This is a genomic window from Bacillus cereus group sp. MG1 (assembly GCF_040460035.1).
Taxonomy (GTDB): Bacteria; Bacillota; Bacilli; order Bacillales; family Bacillaceae_G; genus Bacillus_A; species Bacillus_A cereus.
Genome location: NZ_JARVGY010000007.1, coordinates 1 through 14,121, shown reverse-complemented (window position 1 = coordinate 14,121; position 14,121 = coordinate 1). Strand labels below are relative to the sequence as shown.

Sequence of the window (14,121 nt, the reverse complement as noted above, 5' to 3'; positions counted from 1 at the left end):
AACAATAACTGGATATCACAGTATTAAATTTAAAAAAATGAATATCTCGCTAGTGACAGATGGGTGGAAGGTAACTCGTATGTACTATTGTTTGCCGGCAGCTATTTCAGTGCTAGGGGGTGTTATACCATTAATTCTAATATCATTGAAATAGATGAATGCATTGCTGGTTTTACGCAATGATTGTATATTAGAATAATGGAATTAAAAAGGAGGAAATAAATTATGAAAAAGAAATTATTAACTACAGCAACAGCATTGACTATTATGGGGACAGCAGTTTTAGGCACAGGAGCTTCAGTTAGTGCAGCTGATAATACAGATTCATTAAAATATAATGATGTTCCAGCAAATCATTGGTCAACGAAGGCAATTTACGATTTAACAAACCGTAAAGTAGTGCAAGGGTATGGAAATAATGTCTTTGGTTTTGGTGACAATGTAACTCGTGGACAAGTAGCACGTATGATTTATACATACGTAAAACCAGCGGATGCAGATGCTGGCTTCAAAAATCCATTTACTGATATTAAAGGACATATGTTTGAGAAAGAAATCTTAGCACTTGCTAAAGCTGGACTTGTGAGTGGATTTGGTGATGGGAAATATGGCCCAGATGATATTTTAACTCGTGAGCAAATGGCACAAGTACTTACAAATGCTTTTAAATTTAAGGGTACGAAAACAACAAAATTTGCAGATGTTGATACAAATTCTTGGGCTTATGGTGCAATCAGTGCATTAGAAGAAAATGGAGTTACAATTGGTACAGGAGGTAATATGTATTCACCACAAATGCATGTAACACGTGAAGCATATAGTCAGTTCCTTTATAACTCTATTAATGTAGTAGAAAAGAAAAAACCTGAGACTAAGCCAGAAGTGAAGCCTGAGGAAAAACCTGAGACTAAGCCAGAAGTGAAGCCTGAGGAAAAACCTGAGACTAAGCCAGAAGTGAAGCCTGAGGAAAAACCTGAGACTAAGCCAGAAGTGAAGCCTGAGGAAAAACCTGAGACTAAACCAGAAGTGAAGCCTGAGGAAAAACCTGAGACTAAACCAGAAGTGAAGCCTGAGGAAAAACCTGAGACTAAACCAGAAGTGAAGCCTGAGGAAAAACCTGAGACTAAGCCAGAAGTAAAGCCTGAGGAAAAACCAGAAACAAAGCCAGAACAAAAATTACCTGAGGGGTTAAACCAGGAGTTAACAACACCAGAAACAAAGTTTAATGAAACAGCATTTAATAATTTACCGATTGCTCAAAAATCAGTTTCAAGTGGCGCTCAAAACATTGTTAAATCTGTCAATTCTACATACGGTACAAATTTGAAATTTAATGAAATTGGTGTATCAGTAGCACTTAAAGACCAGGGAATGTATTTACCAGCAGGTACATTTAATTCACAATTTTTAGTTGAAGGTGTAAATAAAGATGAATTCGAAATTTACTTTTTAGGAAATAACGCTGCAACTGTAGAACTTGCTAAACAATGGGTTAATCTATTAAATCCATCACTTAACTTAGATTCAGAGATTGATAGTGTAGTAGCAACTCATAAAATTAGTAACTATGAAAAAGAAAATAACAAAATAAGAATTGGGCTATCAACAGCGGATCAAATGCTTTATATCCGTGTAGAATCTAAATAATTTAAATTAATTTATGGCATACGAACTAGATAAAAATAAATTAAACTAGTTCGTATGCCACCAATACACGAAAGGAGGAAAATCGTGTATAGAGTAAGACCTTTGTTGTTTTTATTGATATTTATATTCTCGTTACTAGTTCCCAATGCAGCTAGTGCTAGAAATAATGATGTTCCATTCTATAATGGAACTCCAGATACGGAACTAACTTCTAGGCAGTTACAAATACCTGGTAAGTTACTTCGACCAGGTAAAGGATATACACCCCCAGGAAGTGAGAATATATATTATACAGCTGACATACATTATCCAGCATTGTATAATGGTGCATTTAATTTTGGTAATCATCATGAAAACTTGATTAAAAACACTGAATCTTCAGAGCCTTTTGTCAATTTAATTAATGATGGAGTTATAGGGAGTGGAAATCCTATAGGTAATCGGATGGTCACTGAAGTGGAAAGAATGAATGCTTCTATAGTATCCAATATTTATTTTGGTAATGGAGATTTTGTATTAGGTAATATAAATAAACATACTATATCCCATGAAGAAACAGGTAAAAGATATGGTAATTTTTATTGGATAAGAGATATAGCTTATTTAAGTGGGGGATATGCTGGTGCAGGTTTAAGTAGGGAAATTAATCCATATAACATATGGATTGTCAGGACGAGTTTCCCAGATATAACTAAATTCAGTGCAACAAATGGCTCCAAATCAAATCCAGTGTTTTTTGATCTAGAGGGCTATGAATATGTTTCAAAAAACAAAGGTTACACAGATAATGACCCGAATAGTACCACGACTAATCCATACGAAGAAAGTGCTGGGGAAAGAAACCGGGTACATTGGTTCTTAGAAATTTATAAAGATGGGGATTTGGTAGATAAGAAAAACGGATATATGCGCTCGAAACCAAAAAGTAATCCATCTAAAGCGAATGAGAAAGAATCAGGTCACTTTGTAAATGACAATGTGAATCCAATAGGGTGGCAACCTGAGTTGTGTGGAAGATTTACTGCTAAAATAAAGGTTCTAGATGGTGTTCAAAGGACTTCCCAGGAAAAAACAACTACCTTTACAGTCGATGGGGATTGCGATGATAAACCAACTACTAATCCGGATGATAATATGTGCAAAGATGATTTTAAGTATAAAATGGACTTTGCTGTAGATCGAATTGAAGGAGAAACAGCAGAAAAAGGAACAAATATTTCTACCCCTGTAAAAGTATCTAGAGCCAATTTTAAAGAGGAAAGGGATAAATATAGGGGTGAATTAAAAGAGAAGATTAACTCTCTACAATCAGAAGTAAATAGTCTTAAAGATGATAGAGATAGTACACGGTCTAATTTAAAGTCATGTCGTTTGGATCAAACTTGCTATGTGGATGAAAAAGGAAAACAGCATTGTTACCCAAGAGATTGTTCATGGTGGGAAGAACGTTTAGATAGTATTCTATTAAGACTTCAGAAAGCGGAAGAAAAATTAGAATGCGAAACAAATAAATTAAAACGACTTGAAACATTAGAAGCTCAGTACAATTCAACAGAACCTAACGTCACCTTAAGTTTTGATGGTGATAGGGTAGGGGCGCAGAATGTTACCTTAAAGGAAGGAGAGAGTAAAACCATAAGCTTTGATTGGTCATTAAAAAGATCTGGTCAAATAGAAGCTGAAATTAATCCGATACCACGAAAATATGATAACAGTAAAGATGTTAAAAAGACGAACTTTAAGAATAATAAACTAGATACACCTATATACACATCTAGTCATCAAGTGTCATTATGTTCTCGGCCTGGAGAAAAAGCTAGTATTCATGCTGTAGTAAGAACAATAAATGACAAGGGAACAAAGGATAATCTCTATGAATATCTGACAGGTGAGATAATTAATTTATCTAGAAAAACATTGAGATCGGGATATGGATTTAGTTATGAGGTGAAAACAACTTATTCTAATGAAGATCCTAAAAGTAGTGCAACAGGGCCTAAAAATACAGATTCATTTTTCCCAACAATGACTAAGCATTTGCAATATCCAAAAGTTGATGATGGATATAAAGTGCAAATGGAAAAGACGAAAAATTCTGTAAGTGAATCGGTTTGGTCACTCCCAATGACATATGTTGAAAAGTTTTCAGGTAATGTCTTTGATAAAGACTATAAAAATCACCCAGCTTATAATCCAAAAGAGATAATTCTAAATGGTGGTCGAAAGTGGTATACATCTTTTGATCAAAAAGATGGGAAATATGCTTTTAATATTAAATCTTATAATGCTGGAGTAAATAAATTAAACTTATGTCTAACTGGCGAAGTGATGATTGAAGGTTCATTTATTGGAAATAAAAAGGGCGAAGATGATTTTATTAGAAGATCAGTAAATCCGAGTAATCCATTCCCTGATAAGGTGGGATGGAATTGGCAAGGAAAAGAAACAATGTTAACAAGTTTAAATAATTGGTGGACAAATTGGAAATATCCGAATCCTAAAGATATTCCTCCAGGTTATCATAAAGAATCTTATAAAATTAGTCCTGAAATTTACCAATCTATTAAAGCATATAATAAATCTCATGGATTAAATGTGGATTTAAATAGTGAATTCTTTAGCAAGTTTAACCTTAAATAACCTAAAAAGGGTGATGTAATTGAGTGCCCCTAAGTTTGTAATAATGGCTCTTGTATTGCTTGGATTTACATTGTTTATTGCAAGTTCAAGTTATTTGTTTGCAGCTGATACAAATGAGGACAGAACTTTAGAACAGGCAGCAGCAAGCGCTATGAGCCAGGGTATTAATATGGGACAGGTTAGGGTGGATGAAGAAGTTACAGTTAATGAGGATGTAGTAAAAGAGGCTCTTGTGAGACAGTATGTAGAGCAATCAAATCTAAGTGATGGTGAGAAGCAATTACATATATATGCTCTTGCTTCTCAGCCATCCATGCTTGCTGTAGAATCTTATAACACTTTTGATCTTCCGATACGTAAATACCTAAAAGAAGAAGATGAAAAAGCTAGTGTTCGACAATTTGCTAACATTATATTTGAAGCAAAAAAATTGAAAAAACCTAATTAATAGGAGTTGGAAGATGTGAAAAAAAAGAGTACGCCTAAGAAGTTAGCTATTACTTTAGCAGCTTCAATAGGATTAGTAGTTGCGATTGTTGGATACGAGAATTATGCCGTTTCTAGCAAGGTCAATTTACAAAAAGTATATTTTACTAAGGTTGATATTCCACCTAGAACCAAGATAACCAAAGATATGTTACAAGTACGTGAAGTATCAAATAGCTCCATTCCCCCTAATGCGATTAAAAATCCGAATGACATTGTAGGGAAATATACTGTAAATGGTTTTGGGTTAGTCGAGAATTCATATGTTTTTAAGAATAAAGTGGTATCTAAAGATGAGCTTCCAGATGCAGCTATTTTAAACTTAAAACCAAGTGAAGTGGCATTTCCTCTATTAGTAGATATTGAGACTTCTTCAGGGAATAGTATTATTCCCGAAAGTCACGTGGATCTGTACTTTAAGGGAACAGTTAAGGATAAAGATGAAAAAGGTGAGGTTGTAGAAAAGCCTATCTTTGGCCGCATTGCAAAACATGTAAGAGTAACAGCGGTTAAAGATAGTAATGCAGCAAATGTTTTTGATCCTGCAACTATAAATGTGGAAGGTTCATATCAGGATAGCTTAAAAGAAGAAGCGAAAAATCGCCCTATGGCAAAGATTTATACATTCGCAGTGAATGAAGAAGAAAATACATTGCTAAATCAAGGTACATTAATTGGGAAAATAATCCCTGTTGCAAGTGGAACAGCATATAAAACAAATGTTGAAAAAACAGCAGATGAACAAATTGTAAAATGGATACAAAAACAATCGTACAAAGTGAAATAAGAGAGTGAGGGATAGACATGGGGAGTAATAATCCCAAAATTATCGGCGTATTTGGTATAGAGCAAAATATTGGTAAGGCTACATTATCTCATGCGTTATCAAAAATAATTGCAGAAAATCAACATAAAGTATTGTTTGTTGAGTTAGATTATTCAAATCCTTCGTTTGCCAATAAAACCCAAATATTTCTTGGTGATAGACATATGGGAAAATTTATGGAAGAAGCTATTTTGTATAATCAATTAAATCTTGAAAATTACATTTTTAGAAAAAAAGATATTCATAGTAACACAAAACAATTTGATTGGTTGCCCAGTTCATTGGATTTACTAGTTTATCCAAAGGAGTATCAAGCATCCGAATTTCCAGATTTTCAAAATGATAGCGAAGAAATTATCATTAAATTCGTAGAAAAATTAATGAATAGAATCAAGAGTTTAGACTACGATGCAGTTATTTTTAACCTTCCATGTGAAATTGACGATATTTTTGGATTACCAATATTACGTAAATGTGAATATGTGATTAATGTATTGAATGGTAGCCCTAAATATCTATCGAGATATATGGAATTAACAAATGTCTTTGAACAAGCTGATTTACAATACAAGAAATGGATACAAGTATTTAATCTTTGTAGTAGTAATATAGGTAAGGATATTTACGGAGAATTAACTGAGTTAAATATTTCTGAATGCATTCCGTATTGCAATGAACGAGCTGAATTTGAATTTGCTTTGAAGGTGGGCTCTCCTATAATTGATTTGCATTTGAAAACTATTTCTCGTCAACTTGGTTTCTTCATTAAACAAGAAGAAAAAAGAGGTGGCATTAACAAACTATGGAGATCGTAAAGAAAAATATTATCAATTTAGAGAAGTATGGTCATAGTCCAGGGAAAAAGAAAAAAATTGATATTGAGAAGTATATTTATACTATTAAAGCAAGTAATAGTATAGGTGTTAATCATGAAAAGGAACTACCGGAAGAATATTTAAAAGAAGTAAAAGATTTCTTGAAAAATGAACATAAATCATTACTTCAAGAATCCTTTGGTGATGAAAAAAAGAAAGCTGCACTAAGGAAAGTGGTTTCTCAATATCTTATTGAAAAACCTAATCTTCCAGGGTTTTCGCTAGATGAACTAACCAAATTATTAGTGGATGCTGTAGCTGGTTTAGATATTTTGGAAGCTTTTGCAGAGAATCCAAATGTAACTGATATTGTTTGTAATGACTATGATGAAATATGGATTACTGATCTTAAGGAAGGAAAGTACCTTTCTGATATTAAGTTTAAAGATAGAAAAGCATATGAAACATTATGTTATAAGTTTGCATATGCATCTGGGCAAACTTGGTCATATTCAAAACCAGAGTGTGATGCTTTTTTCCCTAACATGCGCATTAACTTAATGGGATTTGATATTTCACAAGAGGGTATTTCACTTGCGATTCGTAAGTTTACTAAGGGTTTAAGAATTAGTCGAGAGTCGATTTTAGAAACACAGCAAGCAAATGAAATTATGATAGATTTATTGAAAGCTATTGTGAGAACACGCAGTAGAATATTAATTTCAGGATCAACAGGAGCAGGTAAAACGGAATTATTAAAGTATTTAGTGGGTTACATTTTTAAATTGGATAGAGTTCTGATGGTCCAGGATAGCCCGGAGGTCTTCTTAAAATTTATTTATCCAGACCGTGACATTAAAACTTGGATAACAAGAGAAAAAGAAGGGGTTGAAAATGTTATTGACTTAGATCGACTAAACCGATCCGCACTACGCCAATTTATAAAATGGCTAATTATTGGGGAGTCTCGTGGTGGAGAAGCTTGGAGTATGGTTAAATCAGCCAAAACAGGACACCCAGTTATGACATCATTACATTCTTTTGGTGCAATTGATAGTATTGAAAGGGTTGTAGACATGTGTTCAGAGAAAGTTAATATGTCATTAGAGTCATTATATAGAAGTGTAGCAAATAACTTTGATTTCGGTATTCATCTAGAACAAACACTGGATGGAACAAGAAGAATTACGGAAATAGTTGAATACACAGGTTATAAAAATGGGGAAGTACAGTACAATAAGTTATTTTCTTTTGATATAGAAGCAGAAACAGAGTATGAAGATGAAAAAGGTAGAACTAGATTCAAAGTAGATGGATGTCATAAACAGACTGGCTATTTAAGTGATTTCAGAATTAAAGAGATGAAAAAGGCCAGAGTTTTTACTAAACAATTAGAAGATTTACAAAAGGATAGGGAGAAAGAAGACCTACCTAAGGGAGGGGCAGCAGTTGCAGTATCTTAAATATTTACCATATTTAATTATGATTGCAGCCATCTATTATGTTATCAATGCGAATCTAGATAGCATACAAAATAAAAAGAAAAATGCATTGAAATATGTTTTAAATAATAAATCAAAGGATAGTAAATTTATTGCATATCTTAAGAAAAAAGGATTATATAAGTGGATTAGCCCTAATCAGATTATTCATGAGGGTAAAGAATTCAATTGGAATTTAACAATTAAAGATTATAGTATGCTTTTAATTGTAGGTTCATTAATTGGGGTAATAATATTTTATGGGTTTTTTATCTCGGTGAATTTTGCTGTTTTTGGTGTGATAGTAGGATTAGTTTTACCGAGAATTATGATGTTTTATAAAAAGAAACGATATGAACTATATGTTGAAGAACAGTTGATGTTGTACTTAAATTCACTTGCAAATGCGATGTCAGCATATGAAAACCCTAGCTTTGCGATTAAAAGTATATTGCCTTTAATGCAGTCACCTATTAAAGAAGATGTTGAAAATTGTTTAATCGTACATTTAGAAGGAACTAGTATTAAAGAATCTTTTGAACCGCTGATTAACAAGTATAAATACAAGAATCTTAAGTTATTTCATGACATGTTGGATCTTATCTCTAAAACAGGAAAAGATGAAGATGGCTTGTTAATGAGAATAGCGGATGAATTTCAGCAAAAAAAGATATATAAAGCCAAATTAAAAGCAGGAATGGAGCCAAAACGATCTTCATTTAAAAAAATTGCTATTATGACAGCATCATTTCCATTCATGTTTTTAGCAGTTACAGCAGATGATTACATTGCTTTTGCAGGGACACCGACAGGGAAAATAATACTTACATTAATGATTCTTGTAAACATTATCTGTGCAGTTAAAGTCGAGCAACATTCATTCTATGATCCAACAGAAGGTATAAATAAAATAAGTTAAAGAAGGGGATAAAGTGAATCTATTAACCACGATTCCACTGTTTCTCTTGCTGTTCTCACTAATATATTTAGTAGTGGATTATGCATTTGAAAGAAGAAATAATAAAAAATTTCAAATACATAAATATATAGGACGGTATAGGAAGAATGAGGAAAATCGAACATTTCTATTCATGCTCTTTGAACCAATTCTAAAGCTTAAAAAAAATTGGATACCTCAAAGAATGGAAGAGGAACTAAATATAAAATTAGATAAAGCAAATCTAAAGATTACACCAATTGAATTTTTGCTAAAAAAATTAGTAATATCAATATTTGTTTTCCTATTTGCGCTTATATATGCATGGATATTTCCACAATATAAGCTAATTATCTTAACAGTAGGCTTAATAATTTCAGCTCTGGTTTTCTTTTATGAAAACGTAAGATTGAACAGTATCATTAAGTCTAGGGAATTAAGGTTGGAGCTAGAGTTACCAGAGCTCATGATTCCTCTAGGGTTTATGCTTTCTAAATTTTCAGCCTTTGAAGCGACAAAAAGATCAATTGAGTACGCATCTGATAGTATAAAACCTTATGCAGAGGAATTGGTTGCTAAATTAGAACTGGAACCTGGTAGCCATGAGCCTTATATAGAATTTGCAAAAGCACTAAATATTCCATCCGCTTATCAATTTATGGTAGCTCTAGAGCAATCTATGAAGATGGATGAAGAAAAAAGTAAAGAAATCATAAATGCACAAATTGAAGTAATGCAAAAACTACAATCTGAATCTCATGATAAGTTAGTTAAAATGAGACCAGGATTAGTTTCTAAATATATTATTTTTGCTTATCTAGGCATGGTTATTTTAATTATGGGAATATCATTTGTTTCTATATTTGATAAATTCGTCAATCTGTTTTAATAGAAGGAATTAATAAATTAATAAATTGCTATATGCAATTATTATAAAAAATACAAACCAAAGGGAGAAATTAATTATGAAAACATTAGCAATCGAAACAAAAAAAGGAACAGGATTTTTAAACAAGGGAAAAGATCTATTAAGAAAAAGTAAATCATGGTTATTAAATGAATCTTCAGATGAAACTACAGATAAAGCAGTATGGATGTATATTGGTGTAGGAGTTGCTCTAGTAGTTTTAACAATTCTATTAGTAGCAATGAAAACAGGAACAGGAAATATCGCTGACTTCTTTGTAAGTGTTACAAAAGGATCTAAAGTAGAACCTTCAGGATGGGGAAAATAATAGAATAATATTAGTGTAAGTTATACAAGAGGGGTAGTTTATTATAACTACCCTTTCTTTTTAGAAAAAGGAGGCCGAGATTAAGTGAGTGAGGCAATACAGTATGTTTTATTTTTCATTGCGTTAATGGCAATAATTTTCTTTGGTGCTGAGTTTGCTGGCCATACTGTATATAATACAAAAGCGAATGAGCTAAGTGAGTATGCAGTAAGTCTGGCTGAACGTGAAGGAGAATTTTCACCAACAGTTATAGAGAAAGTAAAAAAGAAACTTGATGATTGGAATATGGATTCTGATAAATGGAAAATGGATTATACAAAAGGTAAAGTAGACTTTAACCAACCTTTAAATTTTAAAATTGAAGGTGAGTATGAATATAAAGTATTCAATTTGATTCAAAGTGGAGTCGGTGTAAAGAAAGTATCTATTTCAAGTACCCGTAGTGGTTTAAGTCAAGTTTATTTCAGACCCTAGTTTTTTTAATAGAGATTAGTGGTATAAAAATACATAGTTGTCCCTTTATAAGTGCTTTAAAGAACATGTAAGATACCTTATACTGAAAGGAGAATGAAAAATAGAAAATGAGGAATATGGTATGGATATTAAAGATTATAGTATAAAAAAATATAGAATTAGGCCCGAAGCAATGAAGCTAATTAAATATTTGAATTGGAAAGAGACTTCTCAAAAAGAAGAAGAGGATAAGTTTTTCTTAGATAAAATTGTGAATACATATTTCTCACAGATTTTGGCGGGACAAATTTTAATTCAAAAAGAAAAGATAAGTGGACGTAAAGATAGATCATTATTATTAAAAAACGATACTCATCAATTAATAGATAAAAAGCATTCCAAAGCAAAGTGTACAATGGGTGAGACGATAGAATTTAGCCTATTTATTTATGCTCAGGAAAATTTAACTTCAGAAGAATTAAAGATGAATGATTTAAATGCATGGAATATAACATATAGAAGGGTAAGAAAATAATATTATGTTCAAAAAAATATTAAATAATGTTGGAATGATACTATTGGGATCGGCAATTGCTATATGTTTAATATAAAGAATAAAAGCAGGTATTTTATAGTCAAACTATAGAATATCTGCTTTTATTTTTGTGAAAATGCCTATTTTCAGAAGACAAATAAAAAATGGGTTTTCAGATTCCTTTATATGCGTGTTTCAAAGGAATATCCATGGTTTTGGTTTAGAAGGACAGAAAATGTATTTAAACGAAGAATAAGAACAGTATAGATAATTCGATAATTTCACGTACCCTATTTTTCTATTTTTTTAACAATAACTATTTTCCCAGATGTATGGTTAATCTTTGGGATGAGGATACCTTTATCTAAAAAATCCTTCTTACTTTTTAATTGAGCTTGCACTAAATCCTCTATGGGATTTTTTTTAAATGTAAAACGCTTTTTAGATCGCTTATAATATTTCCAATAAAACGTAGTACTTTTTAACCGTTTATTTTTTTTAGCTAATGTTTTTAAAGAAAATCCTTTAATTTTTCCAGAAGAGCTATTAGCAACAATAAATTTATTTTCTTTATTATCATAGCCATATAAGGGAATCCAATGTGAAATCATAGATCCTTTTTTTAAGAATCTGTATAATTTAATCGGATTCCACCAGGAAATAGGGGTAGCAATGCTGAATAAGACAAAACAATTTTGTTTTTGTATGTCCTCAATAACACTGATATCATCTAAATAATTAACATCTTTAATTTTAATATCATAATCGATATTTTTATAGATGAAAGTATTTTTGATTTTATTAAGAAAGGAGATATACGATTCAAAATCAAAAAATTCACCTACAAAAGTAGTTCCTGTTTTAATATTTGAGTCATCTTTAACAATATTAGCCTCTAAGAATGAATACACCATTTTATCAGCTTGTTCCTTTGAAACATCTTTCTTCTGATTAATATGGTACATTCCATTTATAAAAGCATAAATTCCACAAGTGGGACCGGTTTGTTTAATACATTGAGCCATTAAGACCCCCCTTTTTTCAAAACGTTGATTTAAAAACAAAAGGCAGCCGTAATTCACAGCTACCTTTTCAATTATTTGATAAAACACCAGGTAAATTATGAAGCTAAACGTCCCTCAATTTCATCATATTTAACTTTTGCAGTTTGTAGAACTTTGTCTAATTTAGCTAAAATTTCATTTTCTTCATCAAGGGAGAGTGCTGATTCTTGACGGCTAAAACCATTTAATTCTACTTCAATAAGTAGTAATTTTTCTGTAATATCATTATGTATAGTGGAAGTATCATTGCATATATCCCTAATCTGTTTCGCTAGCTCACTATACTTACTTTGATAGTTAGTACCACGAGCTTGCATATCACGAAATTTTTCACTCCCAATAGTCCTTATTTCAGAAATACTAGTGGTGACCACTTGAAGTATTTTTTCTAGCTCAGATCTTTTTTTATGATCATTTAACTTATCTAGAAGAGCACTTGCTGTATTAGCTGCTGTTGAGGCTCTTTTACTGCTAAATGTACCCCATGCAGCAGAACCAATAGCAATGGCACTACTAACTATACTAACTGCATTATTAGTATTACTTACAATATCCCATACAGACATTACTAAATCTCTCTCTTAACATATTTGTATTTTTCCATACCTCTATAAAGCTCGTTAAACACTTCTTCCCAACGCTTGTTTTCCCAAAAAGCATAAGTAATAGCTTCAGCAAAATGATAACCGTGATCAGGCACAATAGCATTTATTTGCATTTCAAACTCATGATGAGACACTTGTCTACCTTCACCAATCATTTTTCTGTATTCGTCCATAAGATCCATTATTTGTGTGAATTGTATTTGAGTGAGATCGTAATCAAATACTAATCGTTCTACACTTCCATTGGTAAATAATAAATTTTGCTTAAATGTTAAATGTGCAACTTGTTGTTTTAGCTGTTCAATTTCATCTAATAGTGCTTTGTTTTCCATATATAGTTCCTCCAAATTATTTTGTATTTACTATGGTTTTTTTTACCCAATCATTATCTTTAATTTCTTCATCAATTAAATTTACAATTTCTTGTAGGGCATCATCTAATGTTTTAAAACAAGAGGGATTACAAACAGCTGTACTAACTTCTTTATTAGTTTCAATAATTTTAGCTTGAGCAGCATACTCGTTTTCATCAAAACATAATATTTCTATTGTGGCCATTGTTCTTCCAGCGACTACAATATTAAAATGTTTTTTCTCAAACAATTGAATTGGTAGTGTAGATTTAATATGTTTCATAAAATCATCCTTTCTAGAAAATGTTTATATTATTTATTATAAAGCTTAATATTTACATATACCATTTTTAATTATTTATTGAAATTAGGTTGAAAAACTCTAATATTGCTTATTAAAAACCAATGGATAAAAACGATAAATAATATTTATTATTTATCGTTTTTATGTGGAATTCTATTGAAAAACGATATGTGGAATTCTATTGAAAAACGATAAATAACAATGTATAATAGAATTATAAAAACGATAAATAACAAATTAGTTTTAGAAAGAAGTTAAAGGTATAATTAGTTAATGTAGTTTGTAAAAGAAATAATACATGACTAAAGTTTTTCAATTTATATATTAATTTACATTAATTTAATATATAAATTAAATAATTTATTCAAAAGGAGAGAAACAAATGCAGATAATTTTTGAAATGATTAGAGAGGGCCAAAATCCAAATAGTGAATTGAGCAAGCTTGTTGTCGAACCTTATATTGCGGCAACAGGTGTTAAACGAGAAGAAATTAACCTAAGCGATTTAGCAAAATGGATGGAGGATAAAGTGAAAAATGAAAGATAATAAGGAAATAACATATAACAAAGAAAAAATCATTACATTTATTGATGATATTTCTTTATTACAAGATAAACTACAAGAGGAACGAGACGAATTTAGAGCTAGTTGTTCTTTGATCAGGGAGTCTAGAAATATGATGCTTTATCTTGATAAGGAGAAGGTTAGATAGTCTAAAGTTATAGGTTTAGAAGCAGAA

At 31.4% G+C, this 14,121-nt stretch carries 17 protein-coding genes; 13 read left to right on the top strand and 4 right to left on the bottom strand.

Going from position 1 to position 14,121, the window contains the following annotated elements; all coding sequences use genetic code 11:
* Positions 1–225 precede the first annotated feature (225 nt).
* From QCI79_RS33940 to QCI79_RS33890, 11 genes are all read left to right on the top strand, one after another.
* A complete protein-coding gene (locus tag QCI79_RS33940) occupies positions 226–1,647 on the top strand; it encodes an S-layer homology domain-containing protein (protein WP_000728043.1) in 1,422 nt (473 codons plus the stop codon).
* Positions 1,648–1,731: 84 nt separating this feature from the next.
* Positions 1,732–4,287, top strand: coding sequence for a hypothetical protein (locus tag QCI79_RS33935; protein WP_000286439.1), 2,556 nt, complete (start codon positions 1,732–1,734; stop codon positions 4,285–4,287).
* Between the two features lie 19 nt (positions 4,288–4,306).
* Complete coding sequence (locus QCI79_RS33930) at positions 4,307–4,735, top strand: hypothetical protein (RefSeq protein WP_001275763.1); 429 nt, start codon at positions 4,307–4,309, stop codon at positions 4,733–4,735.
* A gap of 15 nt (positions 4,736–4,750) precedes the next feature.
* Positions 4,751–5,560, top strand: a complete 810-nt coding sequence (gene cpaB / locus QCI79_RS33925; protein WP_000730537.1) for a Flp pilus assembly protein CpaB — start codon at positions 4,751–4,753, stop codon at positions 5,558–5,560.
* A 17-nt stretch (positions 5,561–5,577) separates the two neighbouring features.
* Complete coding sequence (locus QCI79_RS33920) at positions 5,578–6,414, top strand: AAA family ATPase (protein ID WP_000535383.1); 837 nt, start codon at positions 5,578–5,580, stop codon at positions 6,412–6,414.
* Complete coding sequence (locus QCI79_RS33915) at positions 6,402–7,877, top strand: TadA family conjugal transfer-associated ATPase (protein ID WP_000407060.1); 1,476 nt, start codon at positions 6,402–6,404, stop codon at positions 7,875–7,877. Before QCI79_RS33920 ends, QCI79_RS33915 begins: the two co-directional genes overlap by 13 nt.
* 19 nt (positions 7,878–7,896) lie before the next feature.
* Complete coding sequence (locus QCI79_RS33910) at positions 7,897–8,814, top strand: type II secretion system F family protein (protein WP_003272645.1); 918 nt, start codon at positions 7,897–7,899, stop codon at positions 8,812–8,814.
* 13 nt (positions 8,815–8,827) lie between these two features.
* Positions 8,828–9,721: a hypothetical protein gene (locus tag QCI79_RS33905; protein ID WP_001050939.1), complete on the top strand. Its 894-nt coding sequence runs from the start codon at positions 8,828–8,830 to the stop codon at positions 9,719–9,721.
* A gap of 76 nt (positions 9,722–9,797) precedes the next feature.
* The gene (locus QCI79_RS33900; RefSeq protein WP_000853325.1) at positions 9,798–10,067 is read left to right on the top strand and encodes a hypothetical protein; all 270 of its coding nucleotides are present in this window, start codon (positions 9,798–9,800) and stop codon (positions 10,065–10,067) included.
* 84 nt (positions 10,068–10,151) lie between these two features.
* On the top strand, positions 10,152–10,541 hold the full coding sequence (locus QCI79_RS33895) for a DUF4320 family protein (protein WP_001287332.1): 390 nt from the start codon (positions 10,152–10,154) through the stop codon (positions 10,539–10,541).
* Between the two features lie 121 nt (positions 10,542–10,662).
* Positions 10,663–11,055 carry a hypothetical protein gene (locus QCI79_RS33890; protein ID WP_000351728.1) on the top strand — a complete coding sequence of 131 codons (393 nt, stop codon included), beginning with the start codon at positions 10,663–10,665 and terminating at the stop codon, positions 11,053–11,055.
* 290 nt (positions 11,056–11,345) lie between these two features.
* Here QCI79_RS33890 and QCI79_RS33885 read toward each other — a convergent pair whose 3' ends face one another.
* The 4 genes from QCI79_RS33885 to QCI79_RS33870 all read right to left on the bottom strand — a co-directional run bounded on the left by QCI79_RS33885 (position 11,346) and on the right by QCI79_RS33870 (position 13,360).
* Positions 11,346–12,080 carry a hypothetical protein gene (locus tag QCI79_RS33885; protein WP_000035978.1) on the bottom strand — a complete coding sequence of 245 codons (735 nt, stop codon included), beginning with the start codon at positions 12,078–12,080 and terminating at the stop codon, positions 11,346–11,348.
* A 95-nt stretch (positions 12,081–12,175) separates the two neighbouring features.
* Positions 12,176–12,685, bottom strand: a complete 510-nt coding sequence (locus QCI79_RS33880) for a hypothetical protein (protein WP_000118032.1) — start codon at positions 12,683–12,685, stop codon at positions 12,176–12,178.
* A gap of 2 nt (positions 12,686–12,687) precedes the next feature.
* Positions 12,688–13,056 (bottom strand): hypothetical protein, encoded by a 369-nt coding sequence (locus tag QCI79_RS33875; protein WP_000428062.1) that lies wholly within the window; start codon positions 13,054–13,056, stop codon positions 12,688–12,690.
* A gap of 16 nt (positions 13,057–13,072) precedes the next feature.
* Positions 13,073–13,360 (bottom strand): hypothetical protein, encoded by a 288-nt coding sequence (locus tag QCI79_RS33870; protein ID WP_000680543.1) that lies wholly within the window; start codon positions 13,358–13,360, stop codon positions 13,073–13,075.
* Positions 13,361–13,763: 403 nt separating this feature from the next.
* On the opposite strand from QCI79_RS33870, the gene QCI79_RS33865 reads away from it, so the two are divergent.
* Together QCI79_RS33865 and QCI79_RS33860 are read left to right on the top strand one after the other, a co-directional pair.
* Positions 13,764–13,928: a hypothetical protein gene (locus QCI79_RS33865; RefSeq protein ID WP_001165641.1), complete on the top strand. Its 165-nt coding sequence runs from the start codon at positions 13,764–13,766 to the stop codon at positions 13,926–13,928.
* The gene (locus QCI79_RS33860; protein ID WP_000654323.1) at positions 13,918–14,094 is read left to right on the top strand and encodes a hypothetical protein; all 177 of its coding nucleotides are present in this window, start codon (positions 13,918–13,920) and stop codon (positions 14,092–14,094) included. Before QCI79_RS33865 ends, QCI79_RS33860 begins: the two co-directional genes overlap by 11 nt.
* Positions 14,095–14,121: the final 27 nt, after the last annotated feature.